Origin of the sequence: Asaia sp. SF2.1, assembly GCF_000505765.1 — a bacterium.
Lineage (GTDB): Bacteria > Pseudomonadota > Alphaproteobacteria > Acetobacterales > Acetobacteraceae > Asaia > Asaia bogorensis.
Window position 1 is genome coordinate 129,871 of sequence record NZ_AYXS01000045.1, and the last position, 24,006, is coordinate 153,876.

A 24,006-nucleotide genomic window follows, 5' to 3' on the forward strand; every position below is an offset into this window, starting at 1 on the left:
CTGTATTCGGGTGCTGAGAGGGGGCCGAATGGCACAGGAAACGGCACCGGGAAGGGCCTTAGCTGGTAGCGGCGCGTAATCCGTACCCCGCGGCGAGGGGGCACAGAGGCAGTGCCAGCGCCAGAAAGGCGCCGAGTATGCTCAGCTCCACCCTGTTGCTTTGACCATTGGTCGCCGCATCGGCGGCTGCTGCGCCAAAGATCAGCACAGGTGAGGCGAGGGGCAGAGTCAGAAGCGGCAGCAGGATGCTGCCACGTCGCGCGCCCAGCACGAGCCCCGCCGCCATTCCCCCCAGAAGCGAAAGCAGCGCCGTGCCCGGCACGAGCCCGGCCAGCAGTGGCAGGATATCGCCCGGCGTGCCCCCCAGCATGAGTGTAAGAGGGCCGGCCGCAACGAGCAGGGGCACGCCGGTTGTCAGCCAGTGCGCGATGATCTTGGCAAGCGCCACCAGCGAAGGGGGTAGGCCCAGAAGCAGAAGGTGATCGAGGCCGCCATCATCAAGCTCGGCACCAAAAAGCCGGTCGAGCGGCAACAGGCTGGCCAGCAGCGCGCAGACCCAGATAATGCCTGGGGCCATGCGGTGAAGCAGAACCGGCGATGGTCCAAGCGCCAGCGGAAAGAGGCTGGCACAGAGCACGAAGAAAAGAACAGCCGCGAGCGTGTCGGCCCCAAAGCGCACGGCAAGAGACAGGTCGCGCCGGATGAGGGAGAGGAAAGCGCTCACCAGCATGGGTCACTCCCCTGAAAAGCCGTGGGAGTGAGAGCGAGGATCATGGCATCGGTCAGGGGCAGGGGAACATGGGTTGTGGCGATGATCATGCCACCCCGGGCACGATGCCGGGCCATCACATGCCCGAGTGTTTCGATTGCGTGCGCATCCAGCCCGAGGCTCGGTTCATCCAGCAACCAGACGGGCGCGTGGCGCAGAAGGAGGCGGGCGAAAGCGCCGCGTCTTTTCTGGCCTGCCGAAAGAAGGCGCGTCGGCAGATCAGCCAGCGTTATCAGGCCAAGGAGGTCGAGAGCCTGATCCAGCGCTGCACCCTTGTCCCCTTTTGTTGTTCGTGTCCCAAATAACCCGGCCTCAAGGCTCAGGTTCTGACGCAGGGTAAGAGCAGGCTTGAGCGCATCCTGATGGCCAAGATACGCGATATCCAGAGCCTGTGTCGGATCGAGCCTGTCGGCTGACCTCGTCTCGCCATTCCAGGTGACCTGACCACCCTGTGCGGGGCAGAGCCCGGCCAGAAAACGGAGCAGGGTCGATTTGCCCGCACCATTCGGACCCGTGAGCAGGATGGCCTCGCCGGGCGCGAGCGACAGGCTGAGTCCATCCAGCACCAGACGATCGCCGCGTATCACGGTTACGTCATGCAAACTGAGCCAGGGCGCTGGAGGCGAGGGAAAGCCTGACATTGTGCGGAAATAACATCTTCCTGAGAGAGTTTTATTCGACTCTGTGCGAATAAGGGTCGAGACTGTATAGAAGGCTCAGCCCTTGAGGGCCAGTTGACAAGGCAGGAGGACAAGCCATGAGAACCGTTGGACGGGATTCCCTGGGCGTGATGCGGGATCTGGAGGTTGATGGCCGAAAGTACCACATCTTCTCCCTGCCAGAGGCGGCGGCCAAGCTGGGCAATCTGTCCCGCCTGCCGGTCAGCCTCAAGGTTCTTCTCGAGAACGTTCTGCGTTTCGAGGACGGGCTGAGCTATCGCACTGAAGATGCGCAGGCCATTGTCGACTGGACGGCAAAGGGCCATTCGGATCAGGAAGTGCCCTTCAAACCGGCGCGTATCCTCATGCAGGATTTCACCGGCGTTCCGGCCGTGGTCGATCTCGCTGCCATGCGCGACGGCATCATTGCCCTTGATGGTGACCCGGAGAAGGTGAACCCGCTGGTGCCGGTCGACCTCGTGATCGATCACTCGGTCATGGTGGATGTGGCGGGCAGCGCCGATGCGCTGGAACGCAATGTCGAGATCGAGTTCGAGCGCAATGGCGAGCGTTATGCCTTCCTGCGCTGGGGCCAGGGCGCATTCGAGAACTTCCGTGTTGTGCCGCCGGGTGCAGGCATCTGCCATCAGGTCAATCTCGAATATCTGGCGCAGGCCGTCTGGACCGGAAAGGTCGATGGCAAGGACTACGCCTATCCCGATACCCTCTATGGTACGGACAGCCACACCACCATGGTGAACGGTATGGGCGTGCTCGGCTGGGGTGTGGGCGGCATTGAGGCCGAGGCCGCGATGCTTGGCCAGCCTATTGCCATGCTGATCCCGGACGTGATCGGTGTGCGCCTGGAAGGCGTTCTGCCTGAAGGCGCAACCGCGACCGATCTCGTGCTGACCATTACCGAAATGCTGCGCGCCGAAGGCGTGGTTGGCAAATTCGTGGAATTCTTCGGTCCCGCCCTTGATCATCTGCCGGTGGCCGATCGTTCGACCATCGCCAATATGGCGCCGGAATATGGTGCAACCTGCGGGTTCTTCCCGGTGGATGCGCTGACGCTGGATTATCTGCACCAGACAGGACGCGACGAGCATCGCATCCGTCTCACCGAGGCTTATCTGCGCGCCCAGGGCATGTTCCGCGACGCCGATACGCCTGAGCCTGTGTTCTCGAAGGTTCTGTCGCTCGATCTTTCGACCATCATCCCCTCACTGGCTGGCCCGAAGCGTCCGCAGGATCGCGTGGCCCTGACCAATGCGACGGCGGCTTTCGAGGACGCGCTGACGACCACGCTGGGCGTGAAGCCGGACGACGTGCGCAAGCGCGCCATCGTGGCCGGGTCGGATTACGACATCGGTCATGGTGATGTGGTGATTGCGGCCATTACCTCGTGCACCAACACCTCCAACCCGGCGGTTCTGGTGGCGGCTGGTCTGGTGGCACGCAAGGCCCGTGCGCTCGGTCTCAAGCCCAAGCCCTGGGTCAAGACGTCGCTCGCCCCCGGCTCACAGGTGGTGACGGATTATCTCGACAAGGCGGGCCTCAGCGCTGATCTCGATGCGCTTGGTTTCGAGACGGTCGGTTATGGCTGCACGACCTGCATCGGCAATTCGGGCCCTATCGCCCAGCCGATCGTGGATGCGATCGAAGGCAATGGTCTGGTGGCCACGTCGGTACTTTCGGGTAACCGCAACTTTGAAGGGCGCATCTCGCCCAACGTGCGCGCCAACTACCTCGCCAGCCCGCCGCTGGTGGTGGCCTATGCCCTGCTTGGCACCCTGCGCAAGGACATCACGAAAGAGCCCCTCGGCATCTCGAAGGATGGCAAGGAAATCTTCCTGCGCGATATCTGGCCGAGCAATGAAGAGATCGCAGCGCTCATCAAGTCCTCAGTCACGCGTGAGAGCTTTGTCGAGCGTTATGGCAGCATCTCGAAGGGCACGAAGCAATGGCAGGCTCTGGCCGTTGCCAGCGATGCCCGGACCTTTGCGTGGTCGGACAGTTCGACCTACATCCAGAAGCCGCCCTATTTCGAAGGGCTGACCAAGGAGCCGGGCGAGACGCATGACATCGAGAATGCGCGTATTCTTGCACTGCTGGGCGACAACATCACGACCGACCACATCTCACCGGCAGGCGCGATCAAGCCGTCTTCCCCGGCGGGCAAGTTCCTGAGCGAGCATCAGGTGGCGGTTGCGGATTACAACTCCTACGGGTCCCGCCGTGGCAATGACCGCGTGATGGTGCGTGGCACCTTTGCCAATATCCGTATCCGCAACGAGATGCTTCCGGGCGTCGAGGGCGGCATGTCGAAATACCTGCCTGATGGTACGGTGGCGTCGATCTATGACGTTGCGCATCGCTACCAGCAGGATGGCACGCCGCTGGTCGTGATTGGCGGGCGTGAATACGGCATGGGCTCCTCGCGTGACTGGGCCGCCAAGGGCACGAATCTGCTGGGCATCAAGGCCGTGATTGCAGAGAGCTTCGAGCGTATCCATCGTTCCAATCTCGTGGGCATGGGCGTTCTGCCTCTGACGTTCCGTGAGGGCACGACGCGCAAGACGCTCGGGCTGGATGGCACCGAAACGATCTCACTGGGTGGGCTCGAGTCCATTACCCCGCGTATGACCGTACCCATGACCATCACCCGCGCCAGCGGCGAGACCGAGCAGGTCGAACTTCTTTGCCGCATCGATACGCTTGATGAAGTCGCCTATTACAGGCATGGAGGGATTCTCCCTTATGTCCTGCGCGGGATGACCGAAACTGACTGATCACGCCGAGACCGTTCTCGACGCCAGAAACATCACCAAAAGCTTCGGGCGACATGTCGTGCTGCACGACATGTCGCTTCGCGTTAGGCGTGGTGACCTGATTTCCATCATCGGGCCTTCGGGCTGCGGGAAATCGACTTTTCTTCGCTGTCTTAATTTTCTGGAGATACCCGATTCCGGAACGATCCGGATACGGGATATCGAGATCGACACGGTCGCCGGTCAGGGCTGGAACCGCGCCCAGGAGCGTCGTGCCCATAAGCTGCGTGCCCATGTCGGCATGGTTTTCCAGTCGTTCAACCTGTTTCCCCATCGCACTGTTCTGGACAATGTCATGCTGGCGCCACGGGCGGTTAAAGGCATGGCAACTGGCGATATCGCGCCGCTGGCGCGTGGTCTGTTGGCGAAGGTCGGGCTCGATGGTCTGGCTGACCGTTATCCCTCGACACTGTCTGGCGGTCAGCAGCAGCGTGCGGCCATTGCCCGCGCCCTGGCCATGAAACCGGCCATCATGCTCTATGACGAGCCGACCTCTGCGCTGGACCCCGAACTGGCTGAAGAAGTTTTGCAGGTCATGCGCAGACTGGACGAGGAAGGCATGACCCAGATCGTCGTGACGCACGATATGCGCTTTGCCCGTGCGGCATCGAACCGCGTGCTGTATGTCGAGGGGGGCCGCATCATCGAGAGCGGCGACCCTGAAGAAGTCTTTGCGGCTCCCGAAGATGCCAGAACGCGCCGCTTCCTGAGGTCGCTGCTGTGATGGCCCGCATTGTGTCAGGGCGGGTCCTCGCCGGCGCCCTGATGGGGGTGATGCTTCTGATCGGTGGCCATTCTGTCCATGCCCAGACATCTTCACCCCCACCAGCGATAAGCAACACGGCTTCATCGTCGGTTCTGAACTGGGCCTCGGATGGTGAGGCCAATGTTCCCTATGTCTTTCACGACCCGGCGGACACGAATCGTCTTGAGGGATTCGAGTTCGACATGGTGCAGGAGATCGCCCGGCGCCTGAAGCGTACACCGCATTTCGTGCAGAATGATTGGGATGGTCTGATCCCCGGCCTCCAGCGCGGCATGTATGACATGGTGGTGGACGGCATCGAGATGACGCCCGACCATGTGAAGGCGGCGCTCTTCTCACGGCCCTACTATGTGACCGGCGATCGCATTGTGGTGCGTCGCGACCGTCAGGACCTTGCCAGTTTCGCGGCCCTCAAGGGGCATGTGGTCGGAACGATCAAGGAGACGCTAGCCGAGCGGCTGTTGCAGAACGAGCCGAGCATTACCACGCGCTCTTACGAAGAGGAAACCTATGCCTTTTCGGACCTGCGCAACGGGCGTCTGGATGCGCTCCTGCTCGACGGGCCCATCGCGCTTTTCTATGCCGGGGTGACCGATGATCTGGTGATCGTTGGCGAGCCGGTGGGACAGACCCGCTATGGCATTGCCTTCAAGCCGGGCAATGTCGCGCTTCATGATTCCGTCGATCGTGCGCTGGGCGACATGATGAGCGATGGGACGCTTCAGACCATTCTTCGGCGCTGGAGTCTCTGGACACCCGAGATGGCGGCCATGACGGGCGACCACACGGTGCGTGAGGTGCCTCCTGTCGCGTGGCTGCGCTATCGTGACGCCATGCGCAGTCAGCTTGGCTGGCTGGGGCTGCTCCACCGTTATCTCGGATTTCTGCCCATCATCGGCAAGGCGGCCGTGCTGACCCTCGTGGTGTCGGCCCTTTCCATGATCCTTGCCGTCAGTCTGGGGCTCGTGCTTGCCTTGTGCCGCCACTACGGGGCACGCCCCCTGCAATGGCTGAGCGGTCTCTACATCGAAATTGTGCGCGGCACGCCTCTGCTTATTCAGGTGCTCTTCATTTTCTATGGTCTGCCGGGCATAGGGATCAAACTGTCGCCTTTCTTCGCGGGCGTGCTGGCTTTGGGCCTGAACTATGCGGCCTATGAAGCCGAAAATTATCGGGCTGGCCTCTCCTCTGTACCGCGAGGGCAAATGGAGGCGGCCATTGCGCTCAACATGACGCGCGCCAAGGCTGTGCGACTGGTGATCGTGCCGCAGGCTTTCCGCACTGTCCTGCCGGTTATGACCAACGACTTCATTGCCCTGCTCAAGGATTCTTCGCTGGTGAGTGTGATCACGCTGACCGAGCTGACAAAGACCTATATCCGGCTTTCATCGACCTATTATGACTATATCGGCACCGGGCTTCTGATCGGTGCGGCCTATCTGCTGCTCGGACTGCCTTTCGTCCGTTTTGCCCGCCATGTGGAACGCCGACTTGGGCAAAGCTTCACACGCTCGGGACACCACTGAAAACTCTGTTACAAAACTTCTGAGTCCGATGCAGAGGTAAGCGTGTCGTTCGCCGCAAGATTGTGCAGAGCGGGGTTCTTGTCCGGCTGACCCATTCCTCCCCCTCATGGCGGTTGCGAGTGGGCGCAATGCGATCAGAGCTCGGCCCGAGTGTTCGCCTCATAGGTCTCCGCATGGCGGCGATTGCGTAAAGATAGCTGAGAGCGGCGGCCCCCGCGATGGCCGCGTCACGCACGGCGGGGCGCGCGAGCAGATAGGCGAGATAGGCTAGAACGCTACGCAGTAAAAAATGTCTGAAGCCAGCAGGATCATTTGCACCCCACCCGTGAGGTACCCAGACAATACCAGAAAAAATGGTGATTCCCAGAAACAGTATAGCCGGGTCGTGAGCCGTGCGCGCTGCAATGATGGCAAAGGGAACCAAAACACTGGTGACGGTGATGAAACGCATGAAAAGTTGAGTGATCGGGTTGTGCCGGTTCACCACTCTCAATCCAACCTGACCTCGCAGTTTGTCGATCAATAGAGCCAAGGGAAACGGAATGGCCGCAGCCATGAAAACGGAGAAGAGCGGTAGCTTGTCACCCATCCAGACACCCGCCAGCGCCAATGATGACCAGGAGATGAGGCCGCCGAGCGGCATGGCCGACATGCATTACGCCAGGTAGGATTCGCGCAAGGTGTTGAGTGAGTCTTTGGACTAGTTATGCAAATATAGATTGTACTTGTATGGCACTAATGCCCTGAGTTTTAATCAATTTTCTAAATATGATCGATATGAAAGCGATATATTGGTGTGCGTGCTGATTGAGGAGCGTATTCGCGGATCAATGCGGCGATCGCAGCGACACTATGAAGCGAAAAATGATGTGGCACTGCCAACATGCGAACGCCTGCCTTCCCGCTCTTCAATCAAAAGCAGTTTCGATCAGGCAATGCTCAGATGGCTTTGACGCGCTTTAGGCGACGTCCTTCTTAAGGCACGCCGCCTGCACGACTCAGGGAGCCGATGGGTCGTGGGCAAGGTCCGGCGAAAATGTCGGGCTACCCGCATCATGCGTCATGGCCTGCCGGAGGAGCGGCACCCAGCGAGAGAACCAGCGATCGGTCTTTTGTATGAATTCGTCGGCTGTAGGAACCTGCGACAACGTCGTTTTGTCCCAATAGGGAAGGGGGGCCAGCAACTGGACCGTGCCGGTCTTGGTGGGGGCAAGAAGATAGGTGATGCCTGAGCTGCCCTTGGTCGCATCGGTGGCACCACTGCTTAGAATCCAGTTGGCGACCACAAAAAGGGAGGGCATGGGAAAGCCCAAAGCGCTCAGTCTCTTGAACGCAAGCTGAATCAGCTCATCAGACGAAATGGCACCATTCGGCCCCATGACGGCATTGGCGATAAAAGCGCATTCATTGCGACCATCGGGCCGATCGGCATAGATATGGGCGCGATAATTACGATCGTCGTGACAATGCGAGGCCGCTGACTGAACGACATCGAGAGGTAATTGCTCCGTGGCTGTCCGTGCAATCATGACGCCTGTGACAACACCACGATCGGTGCGCACTAGAATATTGATCAGCATAAGGCCGCCCGGACCGAATTGCCCGGTGAGCACCGGATGCCAGACTCCGGCCGGCAGGGGCAATGTATGCCCACCGAACGGTATCGTTCCTGTAAGTGACGCAGTGATATCGGGTGTCATCAGGCGATTGGTGTCGTCCGGCGCGTCTGCTTGTGCCTGAGAGCCTTGCCCGTTATTGACGGCCTGATCCCTCGCAGTGGATGCGGTGGCAGCGCCATTCGGGGGCTGCATGCCGGGCAGCCGCTGAAGCCATGGCGCATGGGCAAGCATCCAGGGCAAGGGGAAGAAGAGGCTCATGATCGTGAAAAAGATCATGATATAGATCATGAGGCGCCATGCAGGGGCACGACGCCACAAGCGGGTGAAAGCTGACACTGACTATCGTTCCGGCAGGGTTCAGGGTGTCAGTCGCGCATTGAGCGAGACCGAGTCGTCAGCTATTTCGGCTTTGACACCGTCGTTGCTCATGACGAGACGAACGAGCTTCGCATTATTCTGGCGCGCCAGGATCAGGCTTTCACTGACCATGTCTTCGATCGAGCGAACCAGATCACGTGCCGAGGCCCCGGCACCCAACTTCTGCTGACGCTGCATGAGTTGGAAGAGCAGGTAGGCATCGATACCACCAGCTTCGACATTAAGCCCATAACCCTTGATCATCGCCTCGATTTCCAGCGCTGCTACCCGCGCAAGATCGAGGTCGCGCAGCTGACGGAAGACAAAGATACGATCCAGACGGTTCAGGACTTCGGGTGCAAAACCGGCCTTGCGCAGGGCTTCCGTCGACTCCGCACGCATCCTGTCTGCGTCGTCATGGAGACGATCGGCAATTTCGGTCAGTGCTTCTGTGGCAATATTGGAGGTGAGCATGAAGATGGCGCGCGTTGTAGATACCTGAGCGCCAGTTGAGGCCTCGGTCACGTGACCGTCATTCCATGCTGTCAGAAATTTTTTGAAAACGTCTGGATGCGCTTTCTCGATCTCGTCCAGCAACACGATCGCATCCGGCTTCTCCTGAAGGCCGCCCGTGAGCTTGCCGAAACTATCGGATCCTACATATCCCTTTGGCGAGCCGAAGAGCATGGTTGCAGCGTGTGGGCTGGACATCTGGGTCATGTCGAAATGAAGCAGGGGCCGGTCCATCTGCCGGGCGATCTGTTTTGCCAGATAGGTTTTTCCCGTGCCCGGAGGGCCGGCGAGGAGAAAGATTCCGACCGGCTTGTTACGCACAGTAAGAGCGAGACGGCGTCTCAACTGCTGGGCAATATCCTCGCAAACCTGATCCTGACCGACGACCTTGGCGCGCAGTCCGGCGGCCAATTCCTCGGCATTGATCGCGACTTCCTTCTGCTCTTGGGCGAGTAGCTCTTCGAGCGCAACGCGGTTTGTCAGGCGGGCGAGAATATCCATAACGAAACCTTTGCGACGGCGAAGCCCCTTGCGGGCTAGTTTTGTGGAGCGCACCTCATAGAGGAGGCCGGATATCGAGAGCAGAGCGGCGAGACCAGCAATGGGAGGATAGGCGTCCCTTGCCCAGGAGAGGAAATGAAGCAGCATTCCCCCTGAAAGGTGAAGCGAAACAGCAGCCTGAATGCTCGCAAGGATCAGAAAAATCACCATCATGACGGGCATGAGGCGATTGAGGGCGGGCATCAGGGCTTTCATTGTACGATCACGTCCAGAACAATCTGCTGATCAAGGCTGGCGAGGGGCGGGAGAACCTGAGCGCCAAGCGCCGTAAGTATGCCGGTCTCCAGCCCCCCAGCTGGAGGCTGAGTCAGGGGGGATATCGTGACCTCGCCAGCCAGATAGATAGGTAGAACCACAGCCTGCAATTCGGGTTTGAGAGTAAGTCGCTGCGTTAAACCACCCGAGGTGATGGCAATAGACTGGCCGGGTAGCCCCGCTATCTGAGCGATAGGCATGCGCACCAACCGCATGCGGCGATTTTTCACAGCGGCGAGTATGTTTGCCCTCTGCTGGGTATCGAAGCCTGAATGCGCCAGAGCTGACGAAGCCTGCCCGGGGGCAATCAGGGCAAACTGTGCACCCAGATGTCTGGCATCTGCCCGGATCTGGGGTTCACGGTCTAGCGAAGAGGTTGAAGCTTGCGGTGCGCGAGCCGCTGTCACGCCGCCATGAGCCGTGTTTTGCCAGTAGGCACCCCCCATGCATGCCATGACAACGGCAGACGCCAGGACGAGCTTCGAGGTCAACCCGCCGCTCTCGCGAGGGGAGTGATGGCCGCTGCCAACTGTCCCATGGGAGAGCGGCTTGAGTTGTGGCTCGGGCGTATCGTTCATCGCTGCGACTGTGGCAGGATAAAAACCATGACTGCAAGAGCCCTGTTACACGGGGAGTGTAATCAAAAGTTACGCATCACGCTTCCTGCCATGCACGAGTCTTGCATCAACGGCCGTCTTGGCCTAAACAGCCCGTATTCCTTTCATCTTTCGTCTTATCGGGGGGTGGCCTTGACGGGCCGCCTTTTTTGTCTTGGCCAATGAAATTCCCAGCCTGAACGGTCTTGAAGCGCGTATCGCGCAGCAGATCGAGCCGACCCTGACCGATCTCGGTTACGAGCTCGTGCGCCTGAGCGTGCTGGGCCGCGAAACGCCGACCATCCAGATCATGGCTGATCGCGCCGATGGGTCCCTGATCGGAATCGAGGATTGTGAGCAGATCAGCCACGCCGTTGGCGCCGTGCTGGATGTGGATGATCCGATCCCCGGCGCATGGACGCTTGAGGTTTCCTCTGCTGGAATCGATCGCCCGCTGACGCGCCTAAAGGACTGGGACCGTTTTGCGGGTCATCTGGTCAAGGCTGAGCTCGATCTGCCGCTCAATGGTCGCAAGCGCTTTTCGGGTATCATCACCGGAACGCGTGATAGTGCAGCCGTGATCCGTCTGGATGACGGCGAGGAAGCCGTTCTGCCCATCGACACGATCCGCAAGGCCCGTCTTGTGCTGACCGATGCGCTGATCGAGGCGAGTGCCGCGATGCTGGGCATTGCATCCGAGGATGAAGGGGCAGAAGAAGAGGAAGCGCCGCGTCGCAAGACGCCGAAGCTCAATCCTGCCAAGCCGGGCAAGGGATCGCGGCCCGGACGAAAGACACATTGAAGTTAGCGTTACTGGGTTTATCGCCTTTCCCGTTTCTGATGGTCCGCGCCGCACCGGCGCGCCGCATTTGAGGATTTCGTCTGATGGACACCTCCGTTACCCGTCCTGAGCTGCTTCTGGTGGCAGACGCTGTTTCGCGTGAAAAGAACATCGATCGTGAAGAAGTGCTGGAGGCGATGGAGCAGGCCATCCAGAAGGCCGGGCGCGCCAAGTATGGCCACGAAAAGGATATCCGGGCGACAATCGATCGCCGCTCCGGTGAAGTTCGTCTGTCACGCTGGACCGAAGTGGTCGAGACTGTTGAAAACGAGGACACCCAGATTCCGCTCGCCATTGCGGTGAAGTTCCAGCCTGAGATCAAGCTGGGCGAGCATTTGGTCGACCCGCTGCCGCCCATCGATTTCGGCCGTATCGCTGCCCAGACTGCCAAGCAGGTTATCGTACAGCGTGTTCGCGAATATGAGCGCAAGAAGCAGTATAACGAGTTCAAGGATCGCGTGGGCGAGATCGTCAACGGTACGGTCAAGCGTACGGAATACGGCAACCTCATGGTCGAGATCGGTCATACGGAAGCGCTGCTCCGTCGTGACGAACTGATCCCCCGCGAGTCGTTCCGCAACTCCGATCGCGTACGCGCCTACATCTATGACGTGCGTGACGAAACGCGTGGCCCGCAGATCTTCCTGAGCCGCACCCATCCTGCTTTCCTTGCCAAGCTGTTTGCGCAGGAAGTGCCGGAAATCTATGACGGCATCATCGAGATCAAGGCCGTGGCCCGTGATCCAGGATCGCGCGCCAAGATGGCCGTTGTCTCCAAGGATGCATCCATCGACCCGGTTGGTGCCTGCGTTGGTATGCGCGGCTCACGCGTTCAGGCCGTTGTAGCCGAGTTGCAGGGCGAGAAGATCGACATCATCCCCTGGAGCCCTCAGGCCGCAACCTTTGTGGTGAATGCTCTGGCTCCCGCCGAAGTGACCAAGGTGGTCATGGATGAGGAAGCCGGTCGCGTGGAAGTTGTCGTGCCGAACGAGCAGCTTTCGCTTGCCATCGGTCGCCGTGGTCAGAACGTGCGTCTGGCAAGCCAGCTCACGCGCTGGGACATCGACATTCTAACCGAGGCCGAAGAATCCGAGCGTCGGCAGGAAGAATTCCGCAAGCGTACCCAGCTCTTCGTCGATGCGCTCGATGTCGATGACGTGATCGCTGGCCTGCTGGTGACCGAAGGTTTCCACACTATCGAAGAGCTGGCTTATGCCGATCCGGATGAGCTGCATGCCATTGAGGGCTTCGATGAAAGCGTGGCCGAAGAGCTGATGCGCCGCGCCGAGGAATTCCTCGTGCAGAAGGAGCAGGAGCTGGACGACAAGCGTCGGGGCCTTGGCGTTGAGGATTCGATTGCCGAGCTGGGCGTGTTTACCAACGCCATGCTGGTGACGTTGGGTGAGAAGGGTGTAAAATCACTCGATGATCTGGCCGATCTCGCAGGCGACGAGCTTGTCGAAATGCTCGGCAGTGACAATATAGATGAAGACGCTGCCAATGAGATTATCATGGCAGCCCGTGCCCACTGGTTTGATGGTGAGCAGGCAGAAGCATCCCTCGAGGAAGGGGAGGCTTCCGACGTCTGAGATCCACCAAACACAGGCACCGAGTCCCGACTCCGATATCGAGCTTGACCTGATCGAACTCGATGATGAGAAGGGGCCGCAGCGGCGCTGCATCGTCTCTCGCGAGAGCGGGAACCCTGAAGTCATGCTGCGTTTTGTCGTCGCGCCCGATGGTACGGTCGTTCCCGATCTGGCGGCTAAGCTGCCAGGGCGGGGAATCTGGTTGAGTGCCAAGCGGGATGTGCTAGAAACCGCGCGGACGCGTCACCTGTTTTCTCGGGCAGCGCGTCAGCCGGTAAAGGTGCCTGAGGATATTGCGCAGGTGCTGGTTTCAGGAATAGAAGCGCGGCTGGTGCAGGGCCTTGGGCTCGCGCGTCGGGCCGGGCAGGCTCTCTGTGGGTTTGTTAAGTGTCGCGAATGGATTGCTGCCGGAAAGGCCGGCTTGGTGATCCAGGGATCGGGCGGAAGCCCGGATGAGTTGCGGCGTCTGATATCGGGAAACAACAAGGTTCCGGTACGGACGTTACCGGCCCAGATGCTCGCGACGGCATTCGGGCGGGAACATGCGGTCTATGTTGTGATAGCGCCCGGTGCGCTCGCGCAGCGTCTGATGGCTGAGCATGAACGATTTTTGGGGCTGACCGATGGGTTGGTTCCTGAGCCGCGCAATGAGCGGCTCGGACGGGAACAGGCAGGTATATGAGCGAAGGCAACGAACGGAACCAGGGCACTCAGGCTCAGGGCGGTCAGACAGATGGCCAGAATGTCCAGGATCAGGGCGCCCAGGCTCAGGGTGACCAGGGTAAGGGACGTCTGTCCCTGCGTCCGGGCGGGCGCATGGAACTCGGGCGCACGGTAGATGCGGGCTCTGTCCGACAGAGCTTCAGCCACGGCCGCTCCAAGGTGGTGCAGGTTGAAGTGCGCAAGAAGCGCGAGACGAATGAGCGCAAGGACGGCCGCGGTGCTGCCGGCGGCCGTGGTGGCCGCGCCGGTGCAGGACGTGCGCTGACTCCTGCGGAACTCGCCATCCGCCAGCGCGTGCTTGAAGAGCAGCGCAAGGAAGCGGCTCGCGAGGCTGCGCGTCTCGAAGAAGAAAAGATCCGTATCCTCTCCGCAGCCGAAGAGGCGAAGCGTGAGGAAGAGGCACGTGCCGAGGCAGCAGCCCGCGAGGTTGAGGCCCAGCGTGAAGCTGAAGAGCATGACCGCCAGATGGCAGCCGCGGCTGAAGATCAGGCGAAGCAGGAAGCTCTCGAGGAGCAGCGCAAGGCGCGTGCCGCTGAGCGCGAGCGCGAGGAAGCTGCACGCCGTGCGCCGCTCGAGGCGACTGAGTCGGCCCGTCGTACTGGTGGCGTGCAGCTTGCTGCCCCGATGGAACGTCTGCGTCCGCTGGCCGAACGTGCCGTCATGGCGCCGCGTCCTGTCACGCCCAAGCCTGCGCCTGCCGCGGCCGGTGGTGCATCGGCTGCAGCGCCTCGCAATGAAACCCTGCATCTGCGTCGCGGTGGCGCTGGTGGCGAAACCGAGGACGATCGTCGCGCTGGTCCGCGCCGTGCCCCGGCCGCGCCGCCGCGCCGTGGTGCGCCAGCTGCGCCCAAGAAGAGCGGTGATTCGCGTCGTTCGGGCCGTATCGACGTCCGCGCCGCGATCGAAGGTGATGACGACAAGACGCGTTCGCTCGCTTCGGTTCGTCGCCAGCGCGACCGCGAGCGCCGTCAGGCCGAACTTGAGCGTCTCCGCGCCGATCAGGTCCGCGTGGTGCGTGACGTGATCCTGCCAGAATCCATCACGGTGGCCGAGTTGGCGAATCGTATGGCGCTGCGCCAGGCTGAAGTCGTCAAGGCACTCATGAAGATGGGTGTGATGGCCACGGCCACGCAGCTGATCGACGCCGATACGGCCGAACTGGTCATTAGCGAATTCGGCCATCGCGTCCGTCGCGTTGCCGAGAGCGACGTGGAACTGGGCATCGAGGGTGTGGAAGACCGCGAGGAAGACCTCGTGACACGCGCTCCGGTCGTGACCGTCATGGGCCATGTCGACCACGGCAAGACCTCGCTGCTCGATGCGCTGCGCACAACTGATGTGGCAGCTGGCGAAGCCGGCGGCATCACCCAGCATATCGGCGCCTATCAGGTGACGGTGCCCAGCGGCGCGAAGATCACCTTCGTCGACACGCCTGGCCATGAAGCGTTTACCTCGATGCGTGCCCGCGGTGCTTCGGTCACTGACGTGGTTGTGTTGGTTGTGGCAGCCGATGACGGCGTGATGCCGCAGACGATTGAGGCCATCAAGCACGCCAAGGCTGCCGATGCCCCGATCATTGTGGCGATCAACAAGATCGACAAGCCGGGTGCAAACCCCGACCGGGTACGTCAGGCCCTGCTGAGTCACGAAATCGTGGTGGAAGCCCTCGGCGGTGACGTGCAGGATGTCGAGGTTTCGGCGCTCAAGCGTACGGGTCTGGACAAGCTGGAAGAGGCCATTCTGCTGCAGGCAGAAGTGCTCGACCTGAAGGCGAATCCGAACCGCGTGGCTGAAGGTTCGGTCATCGAAAGCCGTCTGGATCGCGGTCGCGGTCCGGTGGCAACGGTTCTGGTGCAGAAGGGCACACTCAAACGCTCCGACATCGTCGTGGCTGGTGCCGAGTGGGGTCGCGTTCGCGCCATGCTGGATGACAAGGGACGCCAGCTCAAGGATGCTGGTCCGTCCATGCCCGTCGAGCTTCTGGGTATCACAGGCGTTCCCGGTGCCGGTGAACCGTTCGTGGTCGTCGAGAACGAGAACCGTGCCCGTGAGATTTGCGAGTTCCGTCAGCGCAAGCAGAAGGACAAGATGGCAGCCGGTCGTGCCGCAGCCCGCGGTACGCTTGACCAGATGCTGGCCCGTATCCAGGCGGGTGAGCAGAAGGAAGTGGCTCTGCTCATCAAGGCAGACGTGCAGGGTTCTGCCGAGGCCATTGAGGCTTCAGTGCTCAAGCTCGAGCATGAGGAAGTTCGTATCCGCGTGCTGAATGCCTCTGTCGGTCAGATCACCGAGAGCGACATCCAGCTGGCCAAGGCATCGAACGCCATCATCGTGGCATTCAATGTTCGCGCTACCACGCAGGCCCGTGAAATGGCCCAGCGTGAGGATGTGGATATCCGCTACTACTCGATCATCTATCAGGTGACCGACGATGTGGAGCAACTGGTCAAGGGCAAGGTTGCGCCCAAGCATCGCGAGAAGTTCCTCGGTTACGCCGAGATCCGTCAGGTCTTCAACATCACGAAGGTCGGCAAGGTCGCGGGTTGCTATGTCACCGAGGGCGTGGTCAAGCGTGGCTGTGGCGTGCGTCTGCTGCGTGACAACGTGGTGATCCATGAAGGCGAGCTGAGCCAGCTCAAGCGTTTCAAGGATGACGTCAAGGAAGTGGCTCGCAACTACGAGTGCGGTCTCTCCTTCGCTGGCTACAACGACCTGCGCGAAGGCGACATGGTTGAGTGCTACGAGATGGAAGTGATCCCTGCATGAGGGGTTCGCGTTCCAAGGTGCCGGGCTTTTCAGGGCCCGGCGACGCCGGTGGCCCTTCACAGCGCCAGCTGAGAATGTCCGAGGAGGTCCGTCGTGTTCTTTCGGATCTCTTCGCCCGCACCGAGTTCCGTGATCCAGAACTTTCGGGCGTACATGTGACGGTCAATGAAGTGCGCATCTCTCCCGATTTTCGCCACGCCACGGCTTTTGTTAGCCGTCTGGGGCGTAGCGATATCGAGGAAGTGCTGCCTGCACTCAAGCGCGTGGCGCCGTTTCTGCGTACAGGACTCTCCAAAACCCTGCGCTCGCGGATCGTGCCGGAAATCCATTTCCAGCCCGATACCGCGCTCGAACATGCGATGGAAATGGATGCGCTGATGCGCACACCGGAAGTCCGTCGTGATCTTGATTCTGAAGACTGAGTGGAGCGACCCGTCATGGGACGCAAGAAAGGGCAGGATATCGATGGCTGGCTGGTCGTCGACAAGAGCCTGAAAATCGGTTCGACCGATGTGGTGAACAAGGCGCGCCGCCTGTTCGATGCCAAAAAGGCCGGACATGGCGGCACGCTGGACCCCTTGGCGACGGGCATCCTGCCGGTCGCTTTCGGTCAGGCCACCAAGACGATCCCCTATATCATGGACGCCACCAAGCGTTATCGCTTCACGCTGTTCCTTGGTGAGTCGCGCACGACCGATGACCGTGAAGGCGAGGTCGTGCTGACAAGCGAGCATCGCCCCAGTGATGCCGAATTGCGCGCGGCTCTCCCTGCGCTCACCGGTGATATCATGCAGGTGCCGCCGGTCTATTCGGCGCTCAAGGTGGATGGCGAGCGATCCTATGACCTCGCACGGGCCGGGCGACCGCCCGATCTGCCGCCCCGACCTGCGCGCGTTGACTTCGTCACGCTCGTCGACCGTCCTGATCGTGACCATGCCGTGTTCGAGGTTCAGTCGGGCAAGGGCGTGTATATGCGCAGCCTTGCACGTGACATCGCTTTGGCCTGCGGGACAGTCGGGCATATTGCCGTATTGCGCAGGACCAAATGCGGCCCGTTTGACGAGACCCATGCGATAACACTGGACAAGCTGGTTCAAAATGACGACAAGGCCGATGCACTTTCAGCGCTTTTGCGCCCGGTCTCGACCGCGCTGGCCGACATCCCGGCTCTGGCCGTGACCGACGCAGAAGCACAGGCCTTGCGCTTTGGACAGAGCCTATCTCTGGCCGATTGCGCCGCTCTGATGCTGACACCGCAGGAGGGTGACGTCCTGCAGGCCCAGGAGGGGAAGTGTCTTGTCGGTTTGTGCCGCGTCCAGGAGGGCCGTCTCAAGCCGATACGGATATTCGAGTCGTTTAAATACGGAGACAGAGATGTCGATTACAGCTGAACGCCGCACGGCGCTGATCGAAGAATTCAAGACCAACCCGACCGACACCGGGTCGCCGGAAGTGCAGGTTGCACTGCTGAGCGAGCGTATCGTCAACCTGACGGGCCATCTGCAGACGCACAAGAAGGACTTCCACTCACGTCGTGGTCTTCTGATGCTCGTTGGCCAGCGTCGTGGCCTGCTTGACTATCTCAAGCGCAAGGATCAGGGCCGCTACCAGACCCTTATCGAGCGTCTCGGCCTGCGCCGCTAATATGCTCGGGCGGAGGGTCATGCCTCCGCCGCCTCCCGTCGTCATTCTGGCGGCGGGATACCAGGCTTCGTCACTGAACGTTGAAGCTGGAGACAGAACCGGCCTTCGGCGTTTCAGGCCACATGGTGACATGCCGGTCCGATCCCGGCCTTTCTTGCCATGCCGTCCGAAACGCTGCCAGCCAGTCAGGGCCCGTTCCCTTCAGATCACCGTAACCGGTGCCAAAGCCCCCTAATCAGGACAGAATGATGTTCAACTACTTCCGCAAGGAAATCGACTGGGCCGGACGCCCGCTCGTTCTGGAAACCGGCAAGATTGCCCGTCAGGCTGATGGTGCTGTTGTCGCCACCTATGGCGATACGGTTGTGCTCTGCACCGCCGTTGGCGCCAAGTCGGTCAAGCCGGGCCAGGACTTCTTCCCGATGACCGTCAACTATCAGGAAAAGGCCTATGCAGCTGGCCGTATTCCTGGCGGCTTCTTCAAGCGTGAGGGCCGTCCGTCCGAGAGCGAGACCCTGATCTCGCGTCTGATCGACCGTCCGATCCGCCCGCTCTTCCCTGAGAACTTCCGCAATGAAGTGCAGGTCACGGCGACCGTTCTCAGCCATGACATGGAAAACGACCCCGCACTGGTTGCGCTGATCGGCTGCTCGGCCGCGCTCACCCTTTCGGGTATTCCCTTCTATGGTCCGGTTGGCGTGGCTCGCGTGGCCCGCATCAATGACCAACTCGTCATCAACCCGACCATTGCGGAGATGAAGGAGAGCGCGCTCGATCTCGTCGTCGCCGGGACGAGCGAAGGCGTGCTGATGGTTGAATCCGAAGCTTCCGAGCTTTCGGAAGAGATCATGCTCGAAGCCGTGACCGCAGGCCATGCCTCCTTCCAGCCTGTGATCGATGCGATCATTGATCTGGCCGAGCACGCCGCCAAGCAGCCTTGGGACCTCGAAGGCCCCACCAAGGAGCAGATCGCCCTGCGCAAGCGCGTGGAGAAGATCGGCACCAAGCTGATGGCCGACGCCTATAAGGAAAAGGCCAAGCAGGCACGCTACGAGAAGATCGCGACCGCCAAGGCGCGCATCATCGAAGGCTTGACCGAGGAAGGTCTGGACGTCGATATGGCCAAGCCGATGCTCAAGGAGCTCGAGGCCCAGGTCGTTCGCGGCGCCATCCTGAAGACCGGCATCCGTATCGACGGTCGCGACACCAAGACGGTGCGCCCAATCGTGTCTGAGGTCGGCATCCTGCCGCGCGCCCATGGTTCCTCGCTCTTCACGCGTGGTGAGACGCAGGCTCTGGTCGTTGCCACGCTGGGCACCACCCAGGACGAGCAGATCATTGACGCCCTTGAAGGCGAGTACCGCTCGAACTTCATGCTGCATTACAACTTCCCACCCTATTCGGTTGGTGAGTGCGGCCGCATGGGAAGCCCGGGCCGTCGCGAGATCGGCCATGGCAAGCTGGCTTGGCGCGCGCTACACCCGCTGCTGCCGGGCAAGGACCGCTTCCCCTACACGGTGCGTATCGTTTCCGAGATCACCGAGAGCAACGGGTCGTCCTCGATGGCCACCGTTTGCGGTTCCTCGCTGGCGCTGATGGATGCCGGCGTGCCGCTGCCGCGCCCCGTTGCCGGTATCGCCATGGGCCTGATCAAGGAAGATCGTGGCTACGCCGTGCTGTCCGACATCCTGGGTGACGAAGATCATCTTGGTGACATGGACTTCAAGGTGGCCGGTACTGAATCCGGTATCACTGCGCTCCAGATGGACATCAAGATCACCTCGATCACGCCGGAAATCATGAAGGTGGCGCTCGAGCAGGCCCGTGACGGTCGTATCCACATCCTCGGCGAGATGGCCAAGGCGATCGATGAAGGTCGCGAGGGGGTCTCGCGCAATGCACCGAAGATCACCACCATGAACATCGCCAAGGAGAAGATCCGCGATGTGATCGGTTCGGGTGGCAAGGTCATTCGCGAGATCGTCGAGTTCTCGGGTGCCAAGGTGGATATCAACGACGAAGGTGTCATCACCATCGCTGCCTCGAATGACGAGCAGGCCCAGAAGGCCATCTCGCGCATTGAGGGCATCGTGGCTGAGCCGGAAATCGGCCGCATCTACGATGGCAAGGTCGTCAAGACTGCCGATTTCGGTGCGTTCGTGAACTTCCTCGGGCCGCGCGACGGTCTGGTGCATATTTCCGAGCTGACCGATGGTCGCGTTGCCAAGACCACCGATGTCGTGAAGCAGGGCGACGCTGTGAAGGTGAAGGTTGTCGGTTTCGACGACCGCGGCAAGGTCAAGCTGTCGATGCGCGTTGTCGATCAGCAGACCGGCGCCGATATCTCGGAGAGCGTCGGTGCAAAGGCCGCTCGTCCGACCAGGCAGCGTGACGCTGACTGATCTCCCGTTTCAGGAGGAGGGCCATGAATGGGCCTCCTCCCTCGGAGTACAACACAGATTATGATGTCGATTGATACCGTCCGCATGTCTGGCCGGGAAGTTCTCCCCCTCGTTGAGGGTGGTAAGGGCGTCTCGGTTTCGACCGGTATATCAGCAGGCCACTGGGCTGCTGCTGGTGGCGTGGGCACTGTCTCTGCCGTCAATGCCGACAGCTATGATGCAGATGGCAACCGTATCCCCCAGATCTATTCGGGCCGTACGCGCCGTGAGCGTCATGAGGAACTGATCCGCTACGCGATCGAGGGCGGTATCACCCAGGTTCGCATTGCCCGCGAAATTGCAGGCAGCAAGGGCATGATCAACGCCAATCTCCTGTGGGAGATGGGCGGTGCCGAGCAGGTGATCGAAGGTATCCTCGAGGGTGCCCCCGGGATGATCGACGGGCTGACCTGCGGCGCAGGCATGCCGTATCGTCTGTCGGAAATCGCCGCACGTCATAGAGTGCATTATTATCCGATCGTCTCTTCGGCGCGCGCTTTCAACGCGCTGTGGAAGCGTTCGTACAGCAAGACATCCGAATTGCTGGGCGGCGTGGTTTACGAGGATCCCTGGCGGGCGGGCGGCCATAACGGGCTGTCGAACACCGAGAACCCGCTTAAGCCGGAAGACCCCTATCCCCGCGTTGCCGCGCTGCGCAAGTCCATGAACCAGTTCGGTCTCGAGACCGTGCCGATCATCATGGCTGGCGGTGTCTGGTGGCTCGAGGAATGGGCGCACTGGTTCAATAATCCCGAGGTCGGCCCGATCGTGTTCCAGTTCGGCACACGCCCGTTGCTGACTCAGGAGAGCCCTATCCCTGACGCATGGAAGCGTCGCCTGCGCCGACTGCATGAAGGCGATGTGTATCTCAATCGCTTCTCGCCCACCGGCTTCTATTCATCGGCTGTGAACAACAGCTTCATGCGGAACCTGCGCGGGCGTTCCGAGCGTCAGGTGGCCTATAGCAGCGAACCTGTGGGCGAGCATGATACGGCTCATGGGATCGGTGCACGCAAGCGCGAGGTCTGGATGACCGCAACGGATCGCGAGCATGTTCTGGTATGGGAGGCTGCAGGCTATACCGAGGCTATGCGCACACCGGATTCGACACTTGTTTTCGTCACGCCTGAAGAAAGCCGCGTGATCGTGGCCGATCAGGTGGCCTGCATGGGCTGTCTTTCGGAATGTCGCTTCTCCAACTGGAGCCAGCGCGGCCCGAACTATACCAACGGGGCGAAGTCCGATCCACGTTCCTTCTGCATCCAGAAGAGCCTGCAGGACATTGCTCATGCCGATGACAGCATGGGGATCGAGGCCGCCGACCAGTTGGTTGATCATAACCTGATGTTTGGTGGGACGAACGCATGGCGTTTCGGTTCCGATCCGTTCTATGCTGATGGCTTCACGCCGACAGTCGGTCAGCTTGTCGAACAGATCATGACGGGGCGCTGAGCGCCCTCAAACAGCGGAGGTGCGAAACGGCATGATGAAGGGCAAGACCCGGCTTTCTGCCTCTCGCCCTCTGGCTGCCTTTCTGACAACCTCCACAAACCATCTCGCGCGTTATGCCATCACGCTCACGCCCGAGCAGCTGAGCCTGTACGAAGGCGCGCGAGCGGGCCTTGTCACGGCGCTCGCCCTGACCCCCTCCCTTTTCTTCGACCAACCCGTTCTCGCATGGATTGCCTTTGCCTGTTTTTGGGCCTGTCTGATTGATCCGGGCGGCCCCAATCGCGAGCGCTTTCAAGTTCTGGGCGGGTTCACGCTGGCCGGCACCCTTCTTGTGTTCGGGGTTTCCAGCCTGAGCCTGTTCGGTCCCTGGGCCACCGTGCCGCTTGTGGCGCTCATCGGTCTGGGTTGCGGTCTGGCGCGCATGTTTTCTCCGGCGGTCATGCAGCTTTGGGCGCTGGCCGGATGTGCCGCCGTTGCAGCTACCGGTTTTCCATCGCCTCCGCGTCAGGCGGCTGAGATTGCGGGTCTGTTCTTCGCGGGGGGTGCCCTGGCGACGCTGTTCTGCCTGGTGCTTTGGCGGCAGCAGCCTTATGCTCCGGCGCGTCGTAGCCTTTCGGCAACGTTCTATATTCTGGATCTGATGGCGCGCGAGTTGTCAGCCGGCCGCCTGCGTGAGGCCGTGCATCGTCAGGCGGCGCGAAACGCGATCGAACGTGCCCGAACCTTGCTGCTGATGCTCGATGCGCGTCATGGCAATGTGCGCCTGCGCCGGCGTATGGAAGCGACACTCATGGCGGCCGAGCGCGTCTTTACCGCTCTATTGGCGCTGGAGCATCTCTCACAGAATGGGCCTTTATCACCTGAGCTGCGCGTCCTCCTCGGGCGGCTTGGTATGGCCTGCCACGAGTGCATGCGGCAGGTGGCGCGGCCTGAGCCCGATTTTCGTATTCTTGGGCAACTCGCACAGCGCCTCGACAGGGAGTCGCGCAACGGTGGTGTGGTGAACGCCATGCCTGTCATCGCCTGCGCCGCGGCTTTCCAGCAAATGATCGCCGCGTTTTCACGCCGCCATCGTGAGGAAGGTGAGGGACAATCCGGGCGCGGGCGCGCTTTGACTCCTTTGATATGGCGCCATGCACTTCGTCTTTCTCTGGCGCTTACCCTGACCCAGATCGTCTGTCTGTATGGCGGCGAAGGGTTTTCCTACTGGGCGCTGATCGCGGCACTGCTGGTCATGCAGCCAGCTGGCAACCTGACCATTGTGCGCAGCATGGAGCGTGTTGTGGGCAGCATCGGGGGCAGTCTGCTCGCGGCGCTTTGCGCTCTGATGCTGCCCGGCAAAATCCCCCTCCTGATCGCAGCGGTTTTTCTCTCTCTCGCTGCGATTGCGACCCGTGCTGTCAATTACACCATGCTGGTGTTCTTCCTGACCGGATTGGTGGTCGTTATTGCCGAGGCGCTGATGCCGGGAGGCGGCATCGTGTGGGCGCGCGTGCTGGACAATCTGATCGGCAGCGGGATCGCTCTGCTTTGCGTCCTGCTGCTCTGGCCCCAGCGCGGCGATTCCGACCGGGAGACGCTGGTCAGGCGTGCGATACTGGCCCATTGCCGTTATGCCAGCCTTGTTCTCTCGGGCGATACGGATCAGGGCCAGACCGACAAGGCGCAGCGTGAGGCCGGGATGACAACCATTGCTGCCGAGTTCTCTCGTGGGGGACTGCCTCTGTTCGGCGGGCTCGCGACGCAACTGCGCGATGGGGAGTCACGGGATGTGCAGGCCGTCCTGCGGGCGCTGCGTCGCCTGAGCGGCGAACTGACCCTCTATCGCTTCGATATGCAGAACGGGCTGCGAAGCCCTGACCTGCAGGAAGCGGAACGCTTCGAGCGGTGGGCGCAGGCGATCGCGTCTGAGGGAAAGTCCCGTGGCGTGAAGATCGTGCCGCAAGATGCCGAAAGGAAGGGCCCTCTCGCCATGCAGGAAGTACTCACTTGGCTCAATGACGAGACAGCTTTGATGCGGCTGGGGCAGAGGGCCGGGCTTCAGAACAAGGCGGCAGGAGATGCCGTGACTTGAGGCCGTCCCCACGTGCTCGGCAAT

The 24,006-nt window shown here is 60.9% G+C and carries 18 protein-coding genes and 2 pseudogenes; 14 read left to right on the plus strand and 6 right to left on the minus strand.

Going from position 1 to position 24,006, the window contains the following annotated elements:
- Window positions 1-58: 58 nt before the first annotated feature.
- A complete protein-coding gene (gene ccmB, locus P792_RS32690; protein WP_031241344.1) occupies window positions 59-730 on the minus strand; it encodes a heme exporter protein CcmB in 672 nt (223 codons plus the stop codon).
- Complete coding sequence (gene ccmA, locus P792_RS32695) at window positions 721-1,410, minus strand: heme ABC exporter ATP-binding protein CcmA (RefSeq protein WP_051395939.1); 690 nt, start codon at window positions 1,408-1,410, stop codon at window positions 721-723. The genes ccmB and ccmA overlap by 10 nt, the downstream gene beginning before the upstream one ends.
- A gap of 116 nt (window positions 1,411-1,526) precedes the next feature.
- On the opposite strand from ccmA, the gene acnA reads away from it, so the two are divergent.
- The 3 genes from acnA (at window position 1,527) to P792_RS32710 (ending at window position 6,551) form a co-directional block, all read left to right on the plus strand.
- A complete protein-coding gene (gene acnA / locus P792_RS32700; RefSeq protein ID WP_023979567.1) occupies window positions 1,527-4,220 on the plus strand; it encodes an aconitate hydratase AcnA in 2,694 nt (897 codons plus the stop codon).
- Window positions 4,221-4,290: 70 nt separating this feature from the next.
- Window positions 4,291-4,983 carry an amino acid ABC transporter ATP-binding protein gene (locus tag P792_RS32705; protein ID WP_081866928.1) on the plus strand — a complete coding sequence of 231 codons (693 nt, stop codon included), beginning with the start codon at window positions 4,291-4,293 and terminating at the stop codon, window positions 4,981-4,983.
- Window positions 4,984-5,024: 41 nt separating this feature from the next.
- The gene (locus tag P792_RS32710; RefSeq protein WP_031241350.1) at window positions 5,025-6,551 is read left to right on the plus strand and encodes an ABC transporter substrate-binding protein/permease; all 1,527 of its coding nucleotides are present in this window, start codon (window positions 5,025-5,027) and stop codon (window positions 6,549-6,551) included.
- Here P792_RS32710 and P792_RS32715 read toward each other — a convergent pair.
- From P792_RS32715 to P792_RS36145, 4 genes are all read right to left on the minus strand, one after another.
- Window positions 6,529-7,203 (minus strand): DUF7010 family protein, encoded by a 675-nt coding sequence (locus tag P792_RS32715; protein WP_023979570.1) that lies wholly within the window; start codon window positions 7,201-7,203, stop codon window positions 6,529-6,531. The two genes, P792_RS32710 and P792_RS32715, sit on opposite strands and share 23 nt — an antisense overlap.
- A gap of 346 nt (window positions 7,204-7,549) precedes the next feature.
- Window positions 7,550-8,506 carry a hypothetical protein gene (locus P792_RS0119755; RefSeq protein ID WP_023979571.1) on the minus strand — a complete coding sequence of 319 codons (957 nt, stop codon included), beginning with the start codon at window positions 8,504-8,506 and terminating at the stop codon, window positions 7,550-7,552.
- A gap of 21 nt (window positions 8,507-8,527) precedes the next feature.
- The gene (locus P792_RS32720) at window positions 8,528-9,796 is read right to left on the minus strand and encodes an AAA family ATPase (RefSeq protein WP_023979572.1); all 1,269 of its coding nucleotides are present in this window, start codon (window positions 9,794-9,796) and stop codon (window positions 8,528-8,530) included.
- The gene (locus P792_RS36145; RefSeq protein WP_023979573.1) at window positions 9,793-10,434 is read right to left on the minus strand and encodes a hypothetical protein; all 642 of its coding nucleotides are present in this window, start codon (window positions 10,432-10,434) and stop codon (window positions 9,793-9,795) included. The genes P792_RS32720 and P792_RS36145 overlap by 4 nt, the downstream gene beginning before the upstream one ends.
- Window positions 10,435-10,627: 193 nt before the next feature.
- On the opposite strand from P792_RS36145, the gene rimP reads away from it, so the two are divergent.
- The 11 genes and pseudogenes from rimP (at window position 10,628) to P792_RS32765 (ending at window position 23,982) form a co-directional block, all read left to right on the plus strand.
- A complete protein-coding gene (gene rimP, locus P792_RS0119765; protein ID WP_031241356.1) occupies window positions 10,628-11,254 on the plus strand; it encodes a ribosome maturation factor RimP in 627 nt (208 codons plus the stop codon).
- 83 nt (window positions 11,255-11,337) lie between these two features.
- Window positions 11,338-12,882 carry a transcription termination factor NusA gene (nusA, locus tag P792_RS32725; protein ID WP_023979574.1) on the plus strand — a complete coding sequence of 515 codons (1,545 nt, stop codon included), beginning with the start codon at window positions 11,338-11,340 and terminating at the stop codon, window positions 12,880-12,882.
- A 52-nt stretch (window positions 12,883-12,934) separates the two neighbouring features.
- Window positions 12,935-13,564, plus strand: coding sequence for an RNA-binding protein (locus tag P792_RS32730; protein ID WP_255345471.1), 630 nt, complete (start codon window positions 12,935-12,937; stop codon window positions 13,562-13,564).
- Window positions 13,561-13,999 (plus strand): annotated as a pseudogene (locus tag P792_RS39695) (translation initiation factor IF-2 associated domain-containing protein); the annotation flags it as partial. The gene P792_RS32730 and the pseudogene P792_RS39695, both read left to right, overlap by 4 nt.
- Before the next feature lie 206 nt (window positions 14,000-14,205).
- Window positions 14,206-16,371, plus strand: a pseudogene (infB, locus tag P792_RS32735) (translation initiation factor IF-2); the annotation flags it as partial.
- A complete protein-coding gene (gene rbfA, locus P792_RS32740) occupies window positions 16,368-16,793 on the plus strand; it encodes a 30S ribosome-binding factor RbfA (RefSeq protein WP_023979577.1) in 426 nt (141 codons plus the stop codon). The pseudogene infB and the gene rbfA, both read left to right, overlap by 4 nt.
- A 15-nt stretch (window positions 16,794-16,808) precedes the next feature.
- The gene (gene truB / locus P792_RS32745; RefSeq protein ID WP_023979578.1) at window positions 16,809-17,762 is read left to right on the plus strand and encodes a tRNA pseudouridine(55) synthase TruB; all 954 of its coding nucleotides are present in this window, start codon (window positions 16,809-16,811) and stop codon (window positions 17,760-17,762) included.
- Window positions 17,746-18,015: a 30S ribosomal protein S15 gene (gene rpsO, locus P792_RS32750; protein WP_023979579.1), complete on the plus strand. Its 270-nt coding sequence runs from the start codon at window positions 17,746-17,748 to the stop codon at window positions 18,013-18,015. Before truB ends, rpsO begins: the two co-directional genes overlap by 17 nt.
- 248 nt (window positions 18,016-18,263) lie before the next feature.
- A complete protein-coding gene (pnp, locus tag P792_RS32755; RefSeq protein ID WP_023979580.1) occupies window positions 18,264-20,417 on the plus strand; it encodes a polyribonucleotide nucleotidyltransferase in 2,154 nt (717 codons plus the stop codon).
- 60 nt (window positions 20,418-20,477) lie between these two features.
- Entirely contained in the window at window positions 20,478-21,908 is a 1,431-nt protein-coding gene (locus P792_RS32760; protein ID WP_023979581.1) for a nitronate monooxygenase family protein, read from the plus strand.
- 31 nt (window positions 21,909-21,939) lie between these two features.
- Window positions 21,940-23,982, plus strand: a complete 2,043-nt coding sequence (locus tag P792_RS32765) for an FUSC family protein (protein WP_023979582.1) — start codon at window positions 21,940-21,942, stop codon at window positions 23,980-23,982.
- The last annotated feature ends 24 nt before the right edge of the window (window positions 23,983-24,006 follow it).

Bases quoted from the DNA above. Each gene is read 5' to 3' on its own strand.
- ccmB (WP_031241344.1), bottom strand. From the start codon at position 730: ATGCTGGTGAGCGCTTTCCTCTCCCTCATCCGGCGCGACCTGTCTCTT.
- ccmA (WP_051395939.1), bottom strand. From the start codon at position 1,410: ATGTCAGGCTTTCCCTCGCCTCCAGCGCCCTGGCTCAGTTTGCATGAC.
- acnA (WP_023979567.1), top strand. From the start codon at position 1,527: ATGAGAACCGTTGGACGGGATTCCCTGGGCGTGATGCGGGATCTGGAG.
- P792_RS32705 (WP_081866928.1), top strand. From the start codon at position 4,291: ATGTCGCTTCGCGTTAGGCGTGGTGACCTGATTTCCATCATCGGGCCT.
- P792_RS32710 (WP_031241350.1), top strand. From the start codon at position 5,025: ATGGGGGTGATGCTTCTGATCGGTGGCCATTCTGTCCATGCCCAGACA.
- P792_RS32715 (WP_023979570.1), bottom strand. From the start codon at position 7,203: ATGTCGGCCATGCCGCTCGGCGGCCTCATCTCCTGGTCATCATTGGCG.
- P792_RS32720 (WP_023979572.1), bottom strand. From the start codon at position 9,796: ATGAAAGCCCTGATGCCCGCCCTCAATCGCCTCATGCCCGTCATGATG.
- P792_RS36145 (WP_023979573.1), bottom strand. From the start codon at position 10,434: ATGAACGATACGCCCGAGCCACAACTCAAGCCGCTCTCCCATGGGACA.
- nusA (WP_023979574.1), top strand. From the start codon at position 11,338: ATGGACACCTCCGTTACCCGTCCTGAGCTGCTTCTGGTGGCAGACGCT.
- rbfA (WP_023979577.1), top strand. From the start codon at position 16,368: ATGAGGGGTTCGCGTTCCAAGGTGCCGGGCTTTTCAGGGCCCGGCGAC.
- truB (WP_023979578.1), top strand. From the start codon at position 16,809: ATGGGACGCAAGAAAGGGCAGGATATCGATGGCTGGCTGGTCGTCGAC.
- rpsO (WP_023979579.1), top strand. From the start codon at position 17,746: ATGTCGATTACAGCTGAACGCCGCACGGCGCTGATCGAAGAATTCAAG.
- pnp (WP_023979580.1), top strand. From the start codon at position 18,264: ATGTTCAACTACTTCCGCAAGGAAATCGACTGGGCCGGACGCCCGCTC.
- P792_RS32760 (WP_023979581.1), top strand. From the start codon at position 20,478: ATGATGTCGATTGATACCGTCCGCATGTCTGGCCGGGAAGTTCTCCCC.
- P792_RS32765 (WP_023979582.1), top strand. From the start codon at position 21,940: ATGATGAAGGGCAAGACCCGGCTTTCTGCCTCTCGCCCTCTGGCTGCC.